Genomic DNA, 19,967 nt, shown 5'->3' with positions numbered 1-19,967 from the left:
AGGGCATCGCTTTCACAAAGCTTTCATCTGGCTGTCACACGAAAACGATACCGCATCGCAGGCGTCCAACGGCGTCAGTTCAACGGAGAGAACACATGTTCAAATTCACGGGAAAACTGCTTTCCCTTTCGGCCGTCGCCCTGATGGCGACCTCTGCCATCTCGTCGGCCCAGTCCATGGATGAACTGGTCGCCGCAGCCAAGGCGGAAGGCCAGCTCACCACGATCGCGCTGCCGCACAGCTGGTGCGGCTATGGCGACGTCATCGCCGGCTTCAAGGCAAAATATCCGGGGATCACCGTCAACGAACTCAATCCCGATGCCGGCTCCGGCGACGAGATCGAGGCGATCAAGGCCAACAAGGACAATAAAGGCCCGCAGGCGCCTGATGTCATCGACGTCGGCCTGTCTTTCGGCCCGTCCGCCAAGGCAGATAACCTGATCCAACCCTACAAGGTGTCGACCTGGGATACGATCCCTGACAGCGCCAAGGATGCCGATGGCTTCTGGACCGGCGACTACTACGGCGTGCTCGCCTTCGGCGTGAACAAAGCCGTCGTGCAGAACGCGCCACAGGACTGGGCTGACCTGCAGAAGCCGGAATATGCCAACTCGGTGGCGCTCGCCGGTGACCCGCGCACGTCGAACAACGCCGTCATGTCGGTCTACGCTTCGGGCCTCGCGGCTGGCGGTACCGGCGGCCAGGACGCCGCCGCCAAGGGTCTGCAATTCTTCAAGCAGCTCAACGATGCCGGCAACTTCGTGCCGGTCGACGCTGAAGCGGCAGCTGTCGCCCAGGGCACGACGCCGATCGTGATGAACTGGGACTACAACCTGCTTGCCATGCGCGACAAGATGGCCGGCAATCCGGAAATCGAAATCGTCGTGCCAAAGGGAGCGGTGGTCGCAGGCGTCTACGTTCAGGCGATCAGTGCCTATGCGCCGCACCCGAATGCCGCCAAGTTGTGGATGGAGTATCTCTATTCGGACGAAGGCCAGCTCGGTTGGCTGAAGGGCTACTGCCACCCGATCCGCTTCAACGATCTCGCCAAGAAGGGCGTGATCCCGAAGGAGATGCTGGACAAGCTGCCGGCCGCCGAGAACTATGAAAAAGCGGTCTTCCCTACTTTGGAGGAACAGAACGCTGCCAAGAAGGAAATCAGCACGAACTGGGATGCCATCGTTGGCGCCGTCGTGAAGTAATTCATAGGGCGCTGGGCGGTTCGCCGCCCGGCGCCCTATGCCAACTTCGGGAACTCCATGGCAGATTCCACAATGTCCCAGACAGCCAGCGTCAGTCCTGGCGCGCCGGAGATCAGCCGCCTTCGGCTGCCACTGCATTGGTTAGGCGTAACTCCGTTCTTCATTTTCGCGCTGCTCTTTCTGATCTTGCCCACGGTAGGGCTGATCGCGGGCGCGTTCAAAAATGCAGCTGGCGACTATACGCTCGATAACATCATAGCGTTGTCGCAACCCAAGCTCGCGGCGGCCTATTGGGTATCCATTCAGATCAGCTTTGTTTCTGCGATCCTTGGCGCCTTGATCGGCCTGGCAATGGCCGTGGCAGTCGTTCGCGGAGGTTTGCCGTCGTGGTTACGCTCGGCGACCTTGACCTTCTCGGGCGTCGCCTCGAATTTCGCCGGCGTGCCGCTGGCATTCTCGTTCATCGCGACGCTAGGTCGGCTCGGAGTGGCGACAATCCTGTTGCGAGACATTTTCGGCATCAACATCTATTCGCTCGGCTTCAGTATCTTTTCGTTTTGGGGCCTAATCCTCACCTACCTTTATTTCCAGATTCCATTGATGATTGTCATCATCACGCCGGCGGTCGATGGGCTGAAGAAGGAATGGGGTGAAGCTGCCGCCACGCTCGGCGCAAGCAATTGGCAATATTGGCGCATGGTGGTCATCCCGGTCTTATGGCCGAGTTTTCTCGGTACGACGGTCCTCCTCTTTGCCAACGCGTTCGGGGCGGTCGCAACAGCCTATGCACTGACGGGGCCGTCACTCAACATCGTGCCCATCCAGCTGTTCGCGCAGATTCGCGGCGACGTGCTTTACAATCCGAATCTAGGCTACGCGCTTGCATTCGGCATGATAGTCATCACCGGCTTGGCCAACCTCTTCTATATCTTGTTCCAACGGCGAGCCGAGCGGTGGCTGAAATGAAGCAAGGCAGCCGCTTTTGGGCTTGGCTCGTTTTTGGCGTGGGAACCGCCTATTTTGTCCTGCCGCTTTTGGCGACCTTTGAATTCTCCTTGCGTAAGCGGCGCGGGGAATACTCCTTTGACGCCTACCGCTCAGTCTTCGAAGATCCGAATTTCCAGACGACATTTACCTACTCCGTCGTTGTGGCGGTTTTCACCATTCTTTTAGGCGTGCTCCTCGTTGTCCCGACGGCCTACTGGATTCGGCTGCGGCTACCGAATCTGCGGCCGCTCGTAGAGTTCATCACTCTGCTGCCGCTGGTTATTCCCGCTATCGTCATCGTCTTCGGCTACATCAGAATGTTCGGTTCGAATTCAACGCTGCCTTTCCTGGCGACAGCGCGCGGCACCGATGTTCTGCTGGTCATCGGCTATGCAGTGCTGGCGCTGCCTTATATGTACCGGGCGGTCGATACCGGTCTCAGGACCATCGACGTCAGAACGCTCACCGAAGCCGCACAAATCCTCGGCGCCGGCTGGACCACCATCATCGCCCGCATCATCCTGCCGAACGTACTGATCGCCGTCTTATCCGGCGCGTTCCTGAGTTTTGCCATCGTCATCGGCGAGTTCACCATGGCCTCGCTGTTGAATCGCCCAGCCTTCGGCCCCTATTTGCAGAACATCGGCGCCAACAGTGCCTATGAGCCGTCGGCACTGGCGATCATTTCGTTCGCCATCACCTGGGGCTGCATGTCGCTGATCCAGATCCTGTCGCGCTTCGCGCCGAAATCGGCAAACCGCCCGAACTGATCGAAAGAAAAAGTCATGGCCGAGCCATTCCTCTCAATACAGCAGGTGCAAAAATCCTTCGGCGCCACCACCGTGGTGCAGGATTTCAACCTCGACGTCGAGCCGGGCGAATTCGTCTCCTTCCTCGGGCCATCGGGCTGCGGCAAGACGACGGTGCTGCGCATGGTCGCCGGCTTCGAGGAGCCGAGCGCCGGCAAGATCGTGGTGGCCGGCAAGGACATCACAAGGCTCAAGCCCAACCAGCGCAATGTCGGCATGGTGTTCCAGGCTTACGCGCTGTTTCCGAATCTGACCGTGGCGCAGAACATCGGCTTCGGGCTGAAGGTCGCGGGCATGCCCAAGCCCGATGCCGACAGGCGCGTTGCCGAGATGCTCGACCTCATCAAGCTGCCGCAGATGGGCGATCGCTATCCCTATCAGCTCTCCGGTGGCCAGCAGCAGCGTATCGCGCTGGCGCGGGCCATCGCGCCGAAGCCGAAGCTCCTGCTGCTCGACGAGCCGTTGTCGGCGCTCGATGCCAAGGTGCGCGTATCGCTGCGCGAGGAAATCCGCTCGATCCAGAAGAAGCTCGGCATCACCACCATCTTCGTCACCCACGATCAGGAAGAGGCGCTGTCGATTTCCGACCGCATCGCTGTGATGTATGGCGGCAAGGCCGAGCAAGTCGGCACGCCGTTCGAGATCTACAACCGGCCGGCAACCAAATTCGTCGCCAATTTCGTCGGCACGCTGAACGTGCTGGAAGGCACGGTCACCGACGCGGCTTCGGGCAAGGTGCGCGTCAACTCGCAAGAGGTCTCGCTCAAGGGCAAGCTCAACGGCTCGAAGTCCGGGGACACGCTGTCGCTGGCGTTGCGGCCCGAGGCGATCTCGCTCGGCCGCCACCCCGGCCGCGACTCCAGCCTTTCGGGCGAAATCGCCGAGGTGCATTTCCTCGGTTCGGTGATCCGGGTGCGCGTCGGCATCGGCGGCAGCACGGTCTCGCTAGACACATTCAACAGCCCGGCAACGCCGCCGCCTGCCGTCGGCGAAAAGGCCGAGATTTCGTTCTCGTCCGGCGACATGCTTGTGCTGCATTGAGGCAGTTCTGGAAAACTGTTCCACATTTTCCTGGGATCGCCTTCAGGCGATCCGCCAATAGACAGGCGGATTTGCCTCGGCGCGAGCAAAAGAACCGGATCTGCTCAGACCCAAGCTTGGTAGCGTGACAATTGTCGATCGGACGAATATACGGAGGTCGCGACGGTGTGATTTCCTGTGCTCCACATTTAGTCAGGGAATGTTGCAATCGCGGTCAATCTCATGCGTCAAAAGAGACAAGCAGACCGCCAAGGGAAACCCGCTGGGGAGTGAAGATTGATCCTTGAATTGGAATTGTCTGCAGCCGGTTTTGTGACCTGCAGTTTGGGACATTTTGGCTGATGGGCTCCAGCAATTTCCTGGACTCTGAAGACGCTGTGCGCAGGTTGCCTGGTCATCCGGAACAGGCCGACTTGGCGCGCGCAGCGTATTTCCATCAACTGAAATCGATGCCGGCGCGCCGCTATCATGGAAGTGCCGAGTTGCGCCGCAATTTGCCGAAGCAGCTTGGGCGAGCCTTTGATCTCGGGGTGGGCAATGGAACCCTGTCTCTTGCGTCGGCGGCCGATGGATGGCAGGTCACGGCGGTTGAGCCGGACCCTAGCGCGTTGACCGGAACTGATGCGATTCGGGCGCCCGCCAGAAACACCGGTACGCGCATTGATGTCGTCGAAGCCGGTCACCTGGTATCGTTCATTTGTGAAAAGGAAGATCGTGATGTCGGCTAAAGGGGTCGAAGAAGCGCGGCCGATAACAGTCACTGATACCGCGGCTGACATCTACTCGGACAGTCAGTACCTTGCCAACAATCCTGACTGGCATCTGGCCGATACAGCCTGGAAGGCGCGCGAGATCGCAAACATCCTGGAGCGCAACAATGTTGTCTGGCGCGACGCCGTCGAGGTCGGCTGCGGCAGCGGCGGCATCGTCGGCAAATTGGCCGCGCAATATCCGGGCAGACCTATTCATGGATACGATATTTCCGAAGACGCAGCAAAACTCTGGCCGCTGCAAAAGGCGTCTGGCGCGATCTTCCACCACGAGGATTTTCTGGCGACCAAGTCAGTGCATGACCTTGTCATGCTGATCGACGTCTTCGAACATGTCGAAGACTATATGGGCTTTTTGCGGGCACTGCGCCCGCACGGCCGCTATCACGTTTTTCATATTCCTTTGGACCTTCACGTCCAGGGACTGGTTCGGCGAGCTTACATGCACGCACGTCAGAAGGTGGGGCATCTCCATTATTTCACGCGCGAGACCGCGCTTGCGACGCTTGAGGACACGGGTTACACGGTGGTCGATTGGCACTTTACCGACGTGGCGGGCGAAGCCAACGTTTCCACGAGGCCTCTGCGCACCAAATTGCTCAATCCAGTGCGCAAACTGATAGGCAGCGTTGCCCCCGCTACCAGCGCGCTGCTGCTGGGCGGCTTTTCCCTCATGGTGCTCTGCCGGCCGCGCGATGATCCGTCCGCCCCGGCTGCCATGCCCTTGTGAACTTCAGATAGCCGGAGAGAAATCCTGATGACGAATCCCCAACGCGTCCTCGTTACGGGCGGAGCTGGTTTCATAGGCTGGCGGTGCGCGCGAAATCTCGCCAAGGACGGCGCTCGGGTGTTGATCGCCGATAATCTTTCGGTCGGCATGCCGATGCCTGACATGGACGGATGCGAGACGCGGGAGATCGACATCCGCGACAAGAGTGGGATGGTAGAGTTGACTGAGGGTTTCAAGCCCGACACCATTATCCACCTGGCGGCTATTCACCACATTCCGACATGCGAGCGACAGCGCGCCTATGCGTTGGACGTGAACGTGGTCGGCACCGAAATCGTCCTCGATGCTGCTGAAAAGGCTGGTGTCGGAACGGTCGTGCTGGCGTCCAGCGGCGCGGTGTACGACTGGGTCGATGCCCCGCTCGACGAGGATGCGACCAGGACCTGGCCTTGCGACAACTATGCTCTGTCCAAGCTGACCAATGAAAGCCAGCTTCGTTTCTGGGCCGACAGGACCGGCGGGAGGGGGCGTGTGGCGCGCATCTTCAACACTATCGGCCATGACGACCCCAATGCGCATCTCATTCCCGATATTCTCAACCAGCTCTACAATGCCAAGGGCCAGGCCAGGATCGCATTGGGCAATCTGAAACCGCGGCGCGACTACATCCATGCGGAGGATACCGCTGCCGGGGTGGCGGCTTTGGCCGGCGACACTGGTGAGGCGAGTTTCGATGTCATGAATATCGGTTCCGGCAGGGACGCATCGGTGGAGGAGCTTGTTCGCCTGATCGGAGCGGCGATGAAGGTCGATATCGAGATCGTCGAGGACAAGGCGCGCTTACGCAGGGTCGACCGCGCAACGCAACTGGCCAAGGTGGACAAGATCGGAAATCGAGTTGGCTGGTCCGCCAAGATCGAACTTCCAGCCGCCGTGGCCGATATCGTGCGCGGGTTTCCTTTCAAAAAGGCAGGCTGAGGCATCGAGGGGCGAAGATGATTACCGCGGGCTTCACGCTCATCGGCCGAGGCAACTGGTCAGGTGGGGAGACCTACCTGCGCAACATGCTCGGCGTTATTTCCAGCGAATTGGCCGGGAAGTTGCAGGCCAAGCTGTTCTTAACTCCGGCGCAGGCAGAAAAGATCGGCACATCGATGGATGCTTTCCTGGCCGCGCCGCCGATCGTCGATGCGAAGGTTGCTGATTTTGGCCGCGGTCGCAACGCCATCCGGGCGCTGGCCAGCGGCAGCGACGCCGATGCGGCACGGATACTAAGCCACGAAGGCGTCGACGTGGTGTTCGAGCCGGCGCAGTTCTACGGCAACCGTTTTCCGATTTCTGTCGTATCGTGGATTCCTGACTTCCAGCACCGACACTTGCCACACCTGTTCTCGCGCTCCATGTGGTGGCGTCGCGATTTGGGATACCGTCTGCAGACGTCCGGCAAACGCATCATCCTGTTGTCGAGCGATGACGCCAGGCGGGACTGCGAGACGTATTATCCCGCAGCACGCGGCAAGACGGCGGTCGTTCGGTTTGCAATCGATCTTGATCCGGCCCCGCATATAGCAAGGCAGGCGGAGGTGATCGCACGGTATGAACTGCCGCAGCGTTATTTCTACCTACCGAACCAGTTCTGGTCGCACAAGAACCATGGGCTTGTGATCAAAGCATTGGCGCACATATCGGCAAATGGCGGGCTTGATAAGGTTGCCCCCGTGATCTTGACCGGGCGAACCGAAGACCCGCGCAATCCCCGACATTTCGACCAGTTGCTGGCTAGCGCCAGGGAGGCCGGCGTGTCGGGTCATTTCCGTCATCTGGGCCTTGTGCCTTACGAGGATGTGTTCGGCCTCAACGCTGCTTCCGATGCTCTCATCAATCCTTCGCTGTTCGAGGGCTGGTCAACCACGGTCGAGGAAGCCAAGGCGCTCGGCACACGGATGCTCCTCTCGGATATCAGCCTTCATCGGGAGCAGGCGCCAAACGCGACGTTCTTTCCGGTCGACGATGCCGTGGCGTTAGCGTCCGCCATGGTCACCATGTCTCAGGGACCGGCGCGAACGCATGAAAAGGCCGAAAAGCTGCGTGCCGATCATGCGGCGCGTCGCCAGATGTATGCGGACGCGCTTCTTGGAGCATTCCAGCGCGCCGCCGCAGTTCGCTGACCGCCCTCAGTCATGATCGAACCGTCCAGGCCCCTGCCGTCGGTCGCTTTTCACGGTTATAACTGGGCATGGCGCTTTTTGAACTGACCCTTGTTCTTCTCCTGGCCGCGGTCGCCCTGACGGCGTTGTCACGGCGTCTGCAGATTCCCTATCCTTCGTTGCTGGCGCTGGCCGGCGCCGGCATAGCCTTCCTGCCGTTTGCACCGACCATCGAGATCGACCCGGAGCTGGCGCTCGCTCTGTTCATCGCGCCGGTGCTGCTCGACGCGGCCTATGACACGTCGCTGCGCGATCTCAACCGCTACAAGGTTTCGCTCATCCTGCTGGCGCTCGGCGCCGTCATCTTTACCACCGTGACCGTGGCATTTGTCGGTTGGACGATGGCAGGCCTGCCCATTGCCGCGGCCATAGCACTTGGGGCGATCGTGGCGCCGCCCGATGCCGTCGCAGCCGCGGCCGTGCTCGGACAGTTCAAGGTGCCGCACCGCATCACCGCCATCCTGGAAGGCGAGAGCCTGCTCAACGACGCCACGGCGCTGTTGATCTACAGGATGTCGGTTTCCGCAGCCGCCGGCTCCATCCTGTTCAGCAGTGCCGTACCAATGATCCTGCTGTCGACGGTTGGCAGCCTTGCCGCAGGCTATGTGCTCGGCCGGTTGTCTCTCGCGATACTCGGCCGCATCGACGACCCGGCGAGCGGCACCGTGGTGCAATTCGCCTCAACGTTCGGCGTCTGGATCCTGGCCGACAGGATAGGGCTTTCCGCCATCATCACGATCGTCGTCTATGCCATGACGATCGCACGTACGTCGCCGCGCCGCATGCCGGCAAGGAATCGTGTCAGTTCCTACTCGGTCTGGGAGACGGCGGTGTTCGTGCTCAATGTCTTGGCCTTCGTTCTGATGGGACTTCAGGCACGGTTGATCGTCGGCCGCCTTGCTGAGCAGGGGCAGGTCGAAGCATTCATCTTCGCCGCAGCCGTGCTGGCTGTCGTCATCGTCTCGCGGCTGGTCTGGGTGCTGGGCTGTGGCGCGATTCTCAGAAGGCTGGCACGTCTGGGCGATGAGGACAGGCGGAGAGACGCTCCGACATTTCGCGGCGGCGTGCTCATCGGCTGGTGCGGCATGCGCGGCCTGGTGACGCTTGCGGCAGCCTTCGCCTTGCCGGCCGATTTTCCCGGCCGCGACCCGATCGTGCTCGCCGCTTTCACTGTCGTGCTCGGCACGCTGGTGCTGCAAGGCGTCAGCCTGAAGCCGTTGCTGCTTCTGCTCAATTTCGACCCCGACCAGACCGTCGACCGGGAGGTCGCGCAGGCGCGCGTCGCCATCATGCAGGCGGCGCTGGACGTGCTGAGCGGCAAGACATCGAGTGCGGCAGGGGCGGTGCGAGAGCAATATGCGGCGCAGCGCGCCATCGCCGAAAACCCGGAGGATGCCCAGGCCGCGACCGAGTATGACAGATTGCGTCTTTATGCCATCAAGAGCCAGCGCGATGCGCTGGAGCGTTTGCGCATCGACGGAACGATCGGCGACGAAGCCTACCACCGCCTTGAGGAAGAAATCGACTGGTCGGAACTGGCAGCATCCCCGCCCGGTCGGTTCCAGCCGCTGACCACTTAAAGCGCGTCGCGTTTGGACAGCCTCTTGCGACGCGCTTTAAGTTTTTGTCTCTATGCATGTCGTTATCCCAAAACCGCTGCGCACTTTTGGGCGACAAGCATTAGCATCTGGCCCAAGCTCCCTCCGCCCGGCTGCACATTGCAAGGCTGTCAGCGAACGGCTACTGCCAGCAGGAAACTGAGCCGGATAAGCAATGAAGCTGGTCAGCTACAACATCCAGTACGGCTTCGGCAGCGATGGCCGCTACGATCTGGCGCGCTGCGCCAAGGTCGTTGCCGGCGCCGACATCATCGCCTTACAGGAAGTGGAGCGGCACTGGTTGCGCAGCAACGAGGACGACCAGCCGGAACTTCTTTCGCAATTGCTGCCCGACTACCATTGGGTCTATGGCCCGGCCTTCGACATGGATGCCAGCCGACGGCGTGAAGGCCGCATCGTCAACCGGCGGCGGCAATTCGGCACCATGCTTCTGTCGAAGCTGCCGATCGCCTGGTCGCGGCTGCACACGCTGCCGCTCAGGCGCACGCTGCGGCCGCTCAACACCCGCAATGCCGCACTCGAGTGCATGATCCGCACCCCTGCCGGCCCGGTGCGGGTGCTGTCGCTGCATCTGGCACATATTGCCGCCGAGGAGCGGCTGGAGCAGATCGAATACCTGCTCGCCGAGCATCACCGGGCGCCGTCCGAGGGCGGGCCATGGAGCGGTGCCGACGATGAGCCGGCGCGCAACTGGAGCAATGGCGAACAGGAGCCGGAAAGCCCGCTGGCGGCGATCTGGATGGGCGACTTCAACATGGAGCCGGGCAGCGCCGAGTACCGCCGCATCGCCGGCAGCGCGCCCTATCATCGCGGTGCCGCCTATCTCAACGGTTTTGTCGATGCCGCCGCCGTCGCCATGGAACCGACAACGGATTTCCATACCCATGTGAAGACCATCGACGGCAGAGTAGCAAAGCGCCGGCTCGACCATTGCTTCGTCGGCGGCATGTTTGCCGGGCGCGTGCGTTCGGTCAGTGCCGATGTCGGCCAAATCGCCTCCGATCATTTTCCGCTCTGGGTCGATATCGACATGGAAGCGCCGGTAGCCACCGGGATCGGCGGCGGATGAGCCGCCGATGAGCCTGTTTGTCTTTTTCGCGGTGCTTGCCGCTGCGGCCATGCATGCGATCTGGAACGCGCTGGTCAAGGTCCATCTCGACCGTTTCCTGTCGATTACGCTGATGACGGCCGGCATGGGTGCCGCCGCGCTGGTGACGTTGCCTTTCGTCGAGGTGCCGAAGCCGGAAGTGTGGCCATACATCCTCGCCTCGGTTGTCTTCCACATGGGCTACAGGACGTTCCTGATCGGTGCCTACAAGGCCGGCGATTTCGCCCAGACCTATCCGCTGGCGCGCGGCACCGCGCCGCTATTGGCTGCTTTGGGGGGCATTGTGGTTGTGGCCGAGATGCCGGCGCCGCTCGCTATCGTCGGCATCGTCTTGTTGTCGGCGGGCACGCTGGTGCTGTCGTTTCGCGGCGGCGCGCATCTGGAGAAGTTGAACCTGCGCGCCGTCGGCTTCGCGCTGGGCACATCGATCTTCATCGCCAGCTATACGCTGTCGGACGGCAGCGGCGCGCGGCTCGCCGCCACCGCGTCGAGTTATGCGGCCTGGCTGTTCGTCTGCGACGCGCTGTGGGCGCTGGTGCTGTGCGTCGTCTTTCGCGGCCCACGGGCGCTGCCGGTGCTGGCGCGCGACTGGAAGGCGGGAATCTATACCGGCGTGCTCAGCGGCGGCGCCTACTGGATCGTGATGTGGGCGATGACCAAGGCGCCGATCGCCTCGGTGGCGTCGCTGCGCGAAACATCGATCCTGTTCGCCATGATGATCTCGGTGTTCGCGCTCGGCGAGAAGATGACGGCATGGCGAGGTGCTGCGGTGCTTAGCATCGTCGCCGGCGTCGTTGCGCTGAGACTGGGATAGTCACGCGATCTCCAGGTCGCACACTATCAGCCCGTCCGTGCCACCTTCGAGCGCCGCGACCAGTCTCGCGCCGGCTCGCTGGTGCGCTTCATGCTCCAGATAGGCATCGCGTGCCGCCGCATCGCGAAAGTCGATGGTGAAGCCGTGCGTGAAGCCGCGGGCGAAGGGTTCTGGGCTGGTGTTGGCGCTGAACTCGACCTTGCCCATGCCGTCGATCACCGGCCGCAACGCTTCGAGATCGCCATGGATTGCCGCGCGCTCGGCGATGGCGACATCGTTGCGGAATCTGACGAAAACACAGTGCCTGATCATTCTTTGTCCCTCATGCCGCTCGGTTGGTGGAAAACACCGCCGGCGGCAGCGGCTCCCGGCCAAGGATCAGATCGGCGCCCTTTTCGCCTACCATGATCGTCGGCGCGTTGGTGTTGGAGGAGGGGATGCGCGGCATCACCGAGGCGTCGCAGACGCGCAGGCCCTCGATGCCGCGCAGCTTGAGATCGGGCGTTACCACGCTCATCGCATCGTGGCCCATGCGGCAGGTGCCGACCGGGTGGTGGTCGGTCTTGGAACTGCGGCAGGCGTAGTCGAACAGTTCGTCGCCGGTCTGCAGGTCGGGTCCCGGTAGTACCTCGCGCAGCACGTAGGGCTGCAGCGCCTTCTGCCGCATGATCTCGCGCGCCAGCCTCAGCCCCTTGATCGACATGTCGCGGTCATAGGGATCGGACCAATAGTTCGGATCGATCAGCGGGCGGTCGGCCGGGTCGGCACTGTTCAGCCGCACCGTGCCGCGCGAGCGCGGTGGCAGGAAGGCCGAGTTCAGTGTCACGCCCGGATTGTTCAGCTTCTCGACGCCGGCCTCGATGCCGGAGCCGAGGCCGAGATGCAGCTGGATATCGGGAGAGGCGGCGGTCGGATCGGCGTACCAGAAGCCGCCGGTTTCGAACAGGCTGGAGGCCACGGGGCCCTTCTTCAGGAGAAGATACTGCAGGCCGGCCCACGCCGTCCAGTGCAGCTTGGCGTAGTTGTCATAGGTGTGGTTGCCGGTGCATTCGGCGATGACGAACAGGTCGAGGTGATCCTGCAGATTGGAGCCGACGCCGGGCAAATCGTGCACCGGCGTCACGCCGACCGCCTTCAGATGGTCGGCCGGGCCGATGCCCGACTGCATCAGAAGCTTCGGCGAGCCGATGGCGCCGGACGAGACGATCACCTCGCGTTCGGCGTGCAGGATCGTTGGCTGGCCGCCCGGCTTGTCGACGATCTCGACGCCGACAGCGCGGCCTTTGTCGACGACGATGCGTGTCACCAGAACGCCGGTCCTGATGGTGAGATTCTTGCGCTCGCGGATCGGCCTGAGATAGGCGACCGAGGCGGAGGAGCGTTTTGCGTCCTTCTGCGTCAATTGGTAGTAGCCGACGCCCTCCTGGCTGGCGCCGTTGAAGTCGGGATTAAAGGGAATGCCCATCTCTTGTCCGGCACGGAAATAGGCCTCGCAGATCGGCAGCGGCGCGATCGGGTTCGATACGCCGAGCGGGCCCTGGTCGCCGTGAAAATCGTTGGCATAGCGCTGGTTGTTCTCGGCGCGCTTGAAATAGGGCAGCACGTCGCGATAGCCCCAACCGGCAAGGCCTTCTTCCTTCTCCCAGGCATCGTAGTCGCGTGCGTTGCCGCGCGTGTAGATCTGGGCGTTGATCGAAGAGCCGCCGCCGATCACCTTGGCCTGCGTGTACCGGAAGACGCGATCGTTCATGTACTTTTGCGGCACCGTCGACCAGCCCCAGGCGGCGATGCCCTTGGTCATCTTGGCAAAACCGGCCGGCATGTGGATCAAGGGATGCCAGTCCTTGCCGCCGGCTTCGAGCAGCAGCACCTGATGCGACGGATCTTCGCTCAGCCGATTGGCGAGTACGCAGCCGGCCGGGCCGGCGCCGACAATTATGTAGTCAGTCATGGGATGTAGTCGATCATGGCGTCACCTGTTCATAGCCTCGGCACGGACAGCGCGCCGTCGACATTGATGACCGAGCCGGTCGAAAAGCCGAGCTTGCCCCCGGCGAGCGCCGCCACGGCGGCACCGATATCCTTGCTCTCGCCCCAGCGCATTGCCGGCACCAGGCCGCCGTCGATCAATCCGTCATATTTGGCGGTGACACCCGCGGTCATGTCGGTGCGGATGATGCCCGGCCGCACTTCGAACACGGCGATGTTTTCGGCGGCAAGCCGCAGCGCCAGGTTCTTCACCCACATCGAAAGCCCGGCCTTGGAAATGCAGTAATCGGAGCGTTCCGGCGAGGCCATGGCGGCACTGACCGAAGTGATGGTGATGATCGACCTCGCACCATCGCTCGGCAGGTCGAGCATCGCTTTGGCAACGGCCTGGCTGAGGAATACGGTGCCGCGCAGATTGATGCTGAGCACCCGGTCGAAATTTTCCGGCTTGAGTTCAAGCAGGTCGCCGCGCAGGACGGTTCCGATGCCAGCATTGTTGACCAGGCAGTCGATGCGGCCGAAGGCGCTTGTCGCGGCATCGATCAGCGCTGCATGGTCGTCGAGGTCGGCGATGTCGCCGCTGACATAGGCGAACTTCGCGCCGCGCCCGGTGATGTCGGCGGCGAGCCCGTCGGCGGCTTCGTTGGCAAGGTCGGCGACGAGGATGTCGAAGCCGGCGCTGGCCAGCGCCTCGGCGCAGGCAAGGCCGATGCCGCGCGCGCCGCCGGTGACGATCGCTGCCGGGCGGCTCATGTTGCGAGCTCCGTCTTGCGGATGTGGTCGGCGACGCGCAGCGCCTGTGCGGCGATCGACAGCGCCGGATTGACGGCGGCCGAATTCGGCAGGAAGCCGGCATCGACGACGAACAAATTGCTGTGGTCGAAGGAGCGGCAGAATGGGTCGAGCGGCGAGGTCGCCGGGTCATTGCCCATCTTCACCGTGCCGCACTGGTGCGAGGGCGTGCGCTTGTCGAACGGCCGCGACAGGACGATCGGATAGCCGCAGGCGCGGAAATTCTCGCGCATCACCTTGGTCAGCCCGTCGAGCGACTCCATGTTGGAGCGCCGCCACTGCATGACGATGTCCTTGCCGTCGACCATGATGCGGCTCTCGGGATCGGGCAGGTCCTCGCACATCAGATACCAGTCGACGGCGCGGCCGGCCATGAAATCGAGCGCGAATTTGGGCGCGCGCCTGACATTGGCCTTGAGGATGTTGCCGTCGATCTTGCCGAGGAGTTGGACATTGCCGAGCGGCTTGCCGCCCTTGCCGTCGGACAGATAATAGTCGTTCAGCATCAGCGTCTTCTGGTAGACGGATTTGTTCCGGCGGCGCGGATCGATCGCCAGCATGGCGCTCGAATTGTGGTTCATGAAGTTGCGGCCGACCTGGTCGGAGCGGTTGGCCAGGCCTTTGCCGCCGCCTTTGCCGTTGGGGGAAGGCGAACGCAGCAGGATGGCGGCGGAATTGACCGCGCCGGCCGACAGGATGACCAGCTTCGGCGCGACGCTCTTCAGCGTACCGTTCTGTCGATAATGGACGGCGGCGATCGTCCTGGCGTCCGGCGATGCTTCGAGATGTTCGACATGCGCGCCGGTCTCGAGCTTGATGTTCTGGTCGGCAAGGGCCGACGCCAGCGGCCCCGTTTGCGCGTCGACCTTGCCGGCGCCGGTGTTGGGAAACGCATCCCACGGCGTGCTGCCGTCTTTCAGCCAGGCTTCGATGTCGACGCCGAGCGGCAGCGATGCCGGATGCAGGCCCAGGCTCTTCAACTCGGCGCGCGCACGCGCGATAGGCGGCTCGTCGGGTACCGGGCCGAAAGGGTAGGGCGTCGAGTGGAACGGCTCGGTCGGGTCTTCGCCGAGCGCACCACGCACGCGAAAAAGCTGCTCGGCCCTGGAATACCAGGGTTCGAATTCCTCATAGGAAAACGGCCAGGCCGGCGAGATGCCGCCATAGTGCTCCATCTCCGAAAAGTCTTGCCTGCGGTAGCGGATCAGCACCGCGCCGTAGAATTTCGAATTGCCGCCGACATAGTAGTAATTGCCAGGGTTGAACGCGGCACCCCCGGCCTCGAGCCACATCTCCTTCGGCCGGTAGTGGCCATCGACGAAGATGGCGCGGGTGTCGCGTGTATGCGGCGTCGCCGGCAGCGGTTCGCCGCGCTCCAGCATCAGGATCGAGGCGCCACCGCCGGCAAGGCCGGAAGCGATCGTGGCGCCGCCTATGCCGGAGCCGATGATGACGATATCTGGATTTGTCATGGCCGTCAGACGATGCGTCTCTCGGTCGCCGGATCGAAGAACACCGCCTTGGTCAGGTTGAAGGCGAGCGGCGTGACCGTGCCGGGCTGGATGTTGGCGTCGGCGCGCAGCCGCGCCACCACCGCCTTGCCGCCGAGATTGGTGACCGCGAACGTATCCGAGCCGGCCGGCTCGATGACCTCGATGTGACAGTCGGCGCGGGCGATGTTCGAGGCGTTGCGTTCGGCCCCTTCGGGATCGGTCAGTGCTTCCGGGCGGACGCCGAAGATGATCGGTTTTCCCTGGAACGCCGACAGGCCGGCCGGCGCATTGGCCAGCGGCAGCGAGATCGGCTGGCGCGCCTCGCGCTCCATGACGACGGAGAAGCCGCTGCCGTTGCTGCCGATCGTCGCCGGGATCAGGTTCATCGCCGGCGAGCCCATGAAGTCAGCAACAAACAGGTTGACCGGATTGTTATAGATTTCGGCCGGCGTACCGAACTGCTGCACCTCGCCGTCGCGCATCACCGCGATCTTGGTGGCCAGCGTCATCGCCTCGATCTGGTCGTGCGTGACGTAGACGATGGTGGTGCCGGTGGTGGCGTGCAGGCGCTTGATCTCGATGCGCATGTCGACGCGCAGCTTGGCGTCGAGGTTGGACAAAGGCTCGTCGAACAGGAACAGCTTTGGATCGCGCACCAGTGCCCGGCCCATGGCGACGCGCTGGCGCTGGCCGCCGGAAAGCTGGCTTGGCTTGCGCTTCAGCAAATGGCCGATCTGCAGGACCTTCGCCACCTTGTCGATGGCCTTCTGGCGCTCGTCGGCCGGCACGCCGCGCATCTCCATGCCGAAGGCGATATTGCCGGCGACCGTCATGTTCGGATAGAGCGCGTAGCTCTGGAAGACCATCGCGATGTCGCGCTTGGAGGGGTGGAGATCGTTGATCGTGCGTCCGTCGACGCGGATTTCGCCTTCGGTGATGGTCTCCAGGCCGGCAATGGTGTTGAGCAGCGTGGACTTGCCGCAACCGGAGGGCCCGACCAGCACGAGAAAGCCGCCCTTTTCGAGGTCGAGATCGATGCCTTTCAGGATCTCGACCGCTCCGAAACGCTTCTTCAACCCGTCAATTTCCAGAAAAGCCATGCGATTATCCTTTGACGGCGCCGGCCATCAGGCCGCGCACGAAATAGCGGCCGGCGAGCACATAGACGAGGAGCGTCGGCAGCGCGGCGATCATCGCCGCCGCCATGTTGACGTTGTATTCGACGACGCCGGTCGAGGTGTTGACGACGTTGTTCAGCGCCACGGTCATCGGCATCACGTCGCCGGAGCCGGCATAGGCGGAGGCAAAGAGGAAGTCGTTCCAGATATTGGTGAACTGGTAGATCACCGTCACCACGATGATCGGCAGCGAGTTGGGCAGCATGATGCGCCGGAAGATCTGGAAGAAGCTGGCGCCGTCGATCTGCGCCGCCTTCACCAATTCATTCGGAAACGCTTCGTAGTAATTGCGGAAGAACAGGGTGGTGAAGCCGATGCCGTAGACGACGTGGACGAACACCAGGTTCACCGTCGGATTGCCGAAGCCGAAGGTGAGGCCGGTCGCGTTCTGCAGCTTGACGCCGAACCGGCCGAAGCTGCCGAGGATCGTTGCCATCGGCAAGAGAACCGATTGGAACGGGATGAAGCAGGCAAACAGCATCAGCCCGAACACCAGCGTCGCCCCGCGAAAGCGCCACTTCGTCAGCACATAGCCGTTGAGCGCGCCGAGCAGGGTCGAGATGACGACCGCTGGAACCACCATCTTGATCGAGTTCCAGAAATAACCCTTCATGCCGACGCAGGTGAGACCCGAGCAGACCTCGCTCCACGCCCTTATCCAGGGTGCGAAAGTCGGCGCTTGCGGCAGCGCCAGCATGTTGCCGTTCTGGATTTCGTCCATGGTCTTGAACGAGGTCACCAGCATGACGAATAGCGGCATCAGGTAGAACAGCGCGAACAGCGCCAGCAGCCCGTAGATGACGATGCGGTTGACCGTCCTGGCGCGGATACCGCCAGTGTTCTGGCGAGCAGGAGTGGCCACGGCGCTCATCGCGGCTTCTCCCGGAGCTCGGAATAGAGATAGGGAACGATGATCGCGGTGATGGTCATCAGCATGATCACGGCGCTGGCCGAGCCGACGGCCATTTCGTTGCGCTTGAAGGTGTACTCATACATGAAGTTCGACGGCAGCCAAGCCGAGCCGCCCGGCCCGCCGCTGGTCAGCGCGACGACCAGATCGTAGGACTTGATGGCGAGATGCGCGAGCACGATCAACGCCGAAAGGAAGATCGGCCGCAGCAGCGGAATGACGATGCGGCGGTAGAGCTGGAAGGTGGTGGCGCCGTCGATCTGCGCCGCCTTCATGATCTCGCCGTCGATCCCGCGCAGGCCGGCCAGGAACATCGCCATGATAAAGCCCGAAGCCTGCCAGACGCCGGCGATGACCACCGTGTAGATGACGAAATCCTTGTTCTTGATCCAGTCGAAATGGAAGCTCGTCCAGCCCCACTGGTGCAACGTCTGCTCGAGGCCGAGGCCGGGGTCGAGAAACCATTTCCAGGCAACGCCGGTGACGATGAAGGACAGTGCCATGGGGTAGAGATAGATCGGCCGCAACATGCCTTCGCCGCGGATCTTCTGATCAAGCAGGATCGCCAGGAACAGGCCGAGTGCCAAGCAGATGGAAATATAGAGGAAGCCGAAAATCCCCATATTGGTGATCGACGTGTACCAGCTGGACGGCGGATCGCTTTCGAAGGTCCAGCGCCATAGCCGCTGATAGGCGCGTGGCCCGGTGATGGCGTAGGAGGGAAAGGTCTTGGAGTTGGTGAAGGACAGATAGATCGTCCACAGGATGAAGCCGTAGACGAAGACGACGGAGGCGGCAAAGCTTGGCGCTAGCACGAGCTTCGGCAGCGCGTCCTGAAGGCGCGAGCGCACAGAGGCGCCCGGACGGGCATCGTGCTCCGGCGTCAGCGTGATACTGGTTTCAGCAACTGTACTCATCTGTCCATTCCGTATGGCGGGTCCGGAATTCGGCTGTCGCGGGCTCTGCGGCACGAAAGCGTGCCGGTCGGCGCAACCGCAAAACCTCGCCGCAGGGAAATCTCCCCGGCTTGCGCCGGGGAGATCATTCACATCGGCGGTGCCTTACTTGGCGTCTTCGATCGCGCTGACCAGTTGGGTCACGGCCTCGTCCGAGGTCTTGATCTGGCCGTGCACGAACTTCGAGACGACATCCTTGTAGGCGTTGGCAACCGCCGGAGGCGCGCCATAGCCTTGCGCCAGCGAACCGAACAGCGTGCCGCCTTCATTGGCGGCCTTCAAATCGGCCATGCCCTTCTTGCCGCAAGCGTCGAAATCGGTGTCCGGCACGTCGGTGCGGGCCGGAACAGAGCCCTTGACGACGTTGAAGGCCGACTGGAAGCTCTTCGACAGAGTGGCGGTGGCCAAGGCGATCTGGGCGGCCTTGCGGTCCTCCGGAACGTTGAACATGCCGAACATGTCGGAGTTGTAGACGACGCTGCCATCGGTGCCGGGGAAGCGGTAGCACAGGAAGTCGGTGCCGGGGACCTTCTTGGCGGCGTTGAATTCGCCCTTGGCCCAGTCACCCATCACCTGCACCAACGCATCGCCCTTGATGACCATGGCGGTGGCGAGGTTCCAGTCCCGGCCCGAGAAGTTCGGGTCGACATAGGTGACGAGCTTGGCGAGATTGTCGAACGACTTCTTCATCGTGTCGGACTTCAGCGACTCCTCGTCGAGGTCGTTGAAGGCCTTCTTGTAGAACTCGGGCCCGCCGGTCGACAGCACGACCGAGTCGAACATGGTGGCTTCCTGCCAATTCTGGCCGCCCAGCGCGAGCGGGATGACGCCCGCCGCCTTGGCTTTGTCGAGCAGCGCGATGAAGTCGTCGAAGGTCTTGGGCTCGGTGCCGCCGATCTTGTCCATCACCGCCTTGTTGATCCACAGCCAGTTGACCGAGTGGACGTTGACCGGGGCCGCGACCCACTTGCCGTCATAGACCGAGAATTTCTGCAGGGCCGCGGGAACGGACTTGTCCCAGCCTTCCTTTATCGCCGTCTCGGTCAGGTCGCCCATGACGCCGGCTGCGGCGTAGTCGAGCACGGTATAGCCAAGCATCTGCGAGGCGGTCGGGTAGTTGCCGGCCGCCACCATCGCCTTCAGCGCGGTCATGGCGGCGTCGCCGCCGCCGCCGGCCACCGGCACGTCCTTCCAGGCAAAGCCTTCCTTGGCCAGATCCTGCTTGAGCACGTTCAGAGCGGCAGCTTCGCCGCCCGACGTCCACCAATGCAGCATCTGGACTTCCTTGACGTCCTCGGCATGGGCCGCGAACGCAACGCCCGACGCGAGTGCCGTCCCGATAAGCAGTTTGCGCAACATGTA

Annotated in this window: 19 protein-coding genes; 11 read left to right on the top strand and 8 right to left on the bottom strand. The window is 62.4% G+C overall.

The annotated features are described in order from the left end of the window. The first annotated feature begins 95 nt into the window (after positions 1 to 95). From NKI22_RS08645 to NKI22_RS08595, 11 genes are all read left to right on the top strand, one after another. Positions 96 to 1,202 carry an ABC transporter substrate-binding protein gene (locus tag NKI22_RS08645; RefSeq protein ID WP_023719042.1) on the top strand — a complete coding sequence of 369 codons (1,107 nt, stop codon included), beginning with the start codon at positions 96 to 98 and terminating at the stop codon, positions 1,200 to 1,202. A gap of 72 nt (positions 1,203 to 1,274) precedes the next feature. Continuing rightward, positions 1,275 to 2,168, top strand: coding sequence for an ABC transporter permease (locus tag NKI22_RS08640; protein WP_031194018.1), 894 nt, complete (start codon positions 1,275 to 1,277; stop codon positions 2,166 to 2,168). Then, positions 2,165 to 2,959: an ABC transporter permease gene (locus NKI22_RS08635; RefSeq protein WP_352484656.1), complete on the top strand. Its 795-nt coding sequence runs from the start codon at positions 2,165 to 2,167 to the stop codon at positions 2,957 to 2,959. The genes NKI22_RS08640 and NKI22_RS08635 overlap by 4 nt, the downstream gene beginning before the upstream one ends. Positions 2,960 to 2,974: 15 nt before the next feature. Continuing rightward, positions 2,975 to 4,039: an ABC transporter ATP-binding protein gene (locus NKI22_RS08630; RefSeq protein ID WP_023719045.1), complete on the top strand. Its 1,065-nt coding sequence runs from the start codon at positions 2,975 to 2,977 to the stop codon at positions 4,037 to 4,039. Between the two features lie 341 nt (positions 4,040 to 4,380). After that, positions 4,381 to 4,767: a class I SAM-dependent methyltransferase gene (locus NKI22_RS08625; RefSeq protein ID WP_023719046.1), complete on the top strand. Its 387-nt coding sequence runs from the start codon at positions 4,381 to 4,383 to the stop codon at positions 4,765 to 4,767. Next, a complete protein-coding gene (locus NKI22_RS08620; protein WP_198030481.1) occupies positions 4,703 to 5,539 on the top strand; it encodes a class I SAM-dependent methyltransferase in 837 nt (278 codons plus the stop codon). Before NKI22_RS08625 ends, NKI22_RS08620 begins: the two co-directional genes overlap by 65 nt. A gap of 27 nt (positions 5,540 to 5,566) precedes the next feature. After that, the gene (locus NKI22_RS08615; protein ID WP_352815554.1) at positions 5,567 to 6,517 is read left to right on the top strand and encodes an NAD-dependent epimerase/dehydratase family protein; all 951 of its coding nucleotides are present in this window, start codon (positions 5,567 to 5,569) and stop codon (positions 6,515 to 6,517) included. A gap of 17 nt (positions 6,518 to 6,534) precedes the next feature. Continuing rightward, entirely contained in the window at positions 6,535 to 7,707 is a 1,173-nt protein-coding gene (locus NKI22_RS08610; RefSeq protein WP_023719048.1) for a glycosyltransferase family 4 protein, read from the top strand. Between the two features lie 68 nt (positions 7,708 to 7,775). Continuing rightward, positions 7,776 to 9,326 carry a cation:proton antiporter gene (locus NKI22_RS08605; protein WP_352494694.1) on the top strand — a complete coding sequence of 517 codons (1,551 nt, stop codon included), beginning with the start codon at positions 7,776 to 7,778 and terminating at the stop codon, positions 9,324 to 9,326. Positions 9,327 to 9,519: 193 nt separating this feature from the next. Then, positions 9,520 to 10,434 (top strand): endonuclease/exonuclease/phosphatase family protein, encoded by a 915-nt coding sequence (locus NKI22_RS08600; RefSeq protein ID WP_023719050.1) that lies wholly within the window; start codon positions 9,520 to 9,522, stop codon positions 10,432 to 10,434. 7 nt (positions 10,435 to 10,441) lie between these two features. Continuing rightward, positions 10,442 to 11,287: an EamA family transporter gene (locus NKI22_RS08595; protein ID WP_023719051.1), complete on the top strand. Its 846-nt coding sequence runs from the start codon at positions 10,442 to 10,444 to the stop codon at positions 11,285 to 11,287. On the opposite strand, the gene NKI22_RS08590 is transcribed toward NKI22_RS08595, so the two are convergent. The 8 genes from NKI22_RS08590 to NKI22_RS08555 form a co-directional block, all read right to left on the bottom strand. Further along, positions 11,288 to 11,599: a Dabb family protein gene (locus tag NKI22_RS08590; protein ID WP_023719052.1), complete on the bottom strand. Its 312-nt coding sequence runs from the start codon at positions 11,597 to 11,599 to the stop codon at positions 11,288 to 11,290. 10 nt (positions 11,600 to 11,609) lie between these two features. Beyond that, positions 11,610 to 13,238: a GMC family oxidoreductase gene (locus tag NKI22_RS08585; protein WP_023719053.1), complete on the bottom strand. Its 1,629-nt coding sequence runs from the start codon at positions 13,236 to 13,238 to the stop codon at positions 11,610 to 11,612. A 29-nt stretch (positions 13,239 to 13,267) separates the two neighbouring features. Further along, a complete protein-coding gene (locus NKI22_RS08580) occupies positions 13,268 to 14,029 on the bottom strand; it encodes a 3-ketoacyl-ACP reductase (RefSeq protein WP_023719054.1) in 762 nt (253 codons plus the stop codon). Beyond that, a complete protein-coding gene (locus NKI22_RS08575; protein WP_023719055.1) occupies positions 14,026 to 15,540 on the bottom strand; it encodes a GMC oxidoreductase in 1,515 nt (504 codons plus the stop codon). The genes NKI22_RS08580 and NKI22_RS08575 overlap by 4 nt, the downstream gene beginning before the upstream one ends. A 5-nt stretch (positions 15,541 to 15,545) precedes the next feature. Next, positions 15,546 to 16,661: an ABC transporter ATP-binding protein gene (locus NKI22_RS08570; RefSeq protein ID WP_023719056.1), complete on the bottom strand. Its 1,116-nt coding sequence runs from the start codon at positions 16,659 to 16,661 to the stop codon at positions 15,546 to 15,548. Between the two features lie 4 nt (positions 16,662 to 16,665). Beyond that, positions 16,666 to 17,610 (bottom strand): carbohydrate ABC transporter permease, encoded by a 945-nt coding sequence (locus tag NKI22_RS08565; RefSeq protein ID WP_023719057.1) that lies wholly within the window; start codon positions 17,608 to 17,610, stop codon positions 16,666 to 16,668. Further along, entirely contained in the window at positions 17,607 to 18,566 is a 960-nt protein-coding gene (locus tag NKI22_RS08560; protein ID WP_023719058.1) for a carbohydrate ABC transporter permease, read from the bottom strand. Before NKI22_RS08560 ends, NKI22_RS08565 begins: the two co-directional genes overlap by 4 nt. Before the next feature lie 144 nt (positions 18,567 to 18,710). Next, positions 18,711 to 19,964, bottom strand: coding sequence for an ABC transporter substrate-binding protein (locus tag NKI22_RS08555; RefSeq protein WP_031194023.1), 1,254 nt, complete (start codon positions 19,962 to 19,964; stop codon positions 18,711 to 18,713). Positions 19,965 to 19,967 lie beyond the last annotated feature (3 nt).

The organism is Mesorhizobium sp. M0778 (assembly GCF_040320105.1).
Lineage (GTDB): Bacteria > Pseudomonadota > Alphaproteobacteria > Rhizobiales > Rhizobiaceae > Mesorhizobium.
Note: the sequence above shows the minus strand (reverse complement) of the source record. Positions and strands in the feature narration are given on the sequence as shown.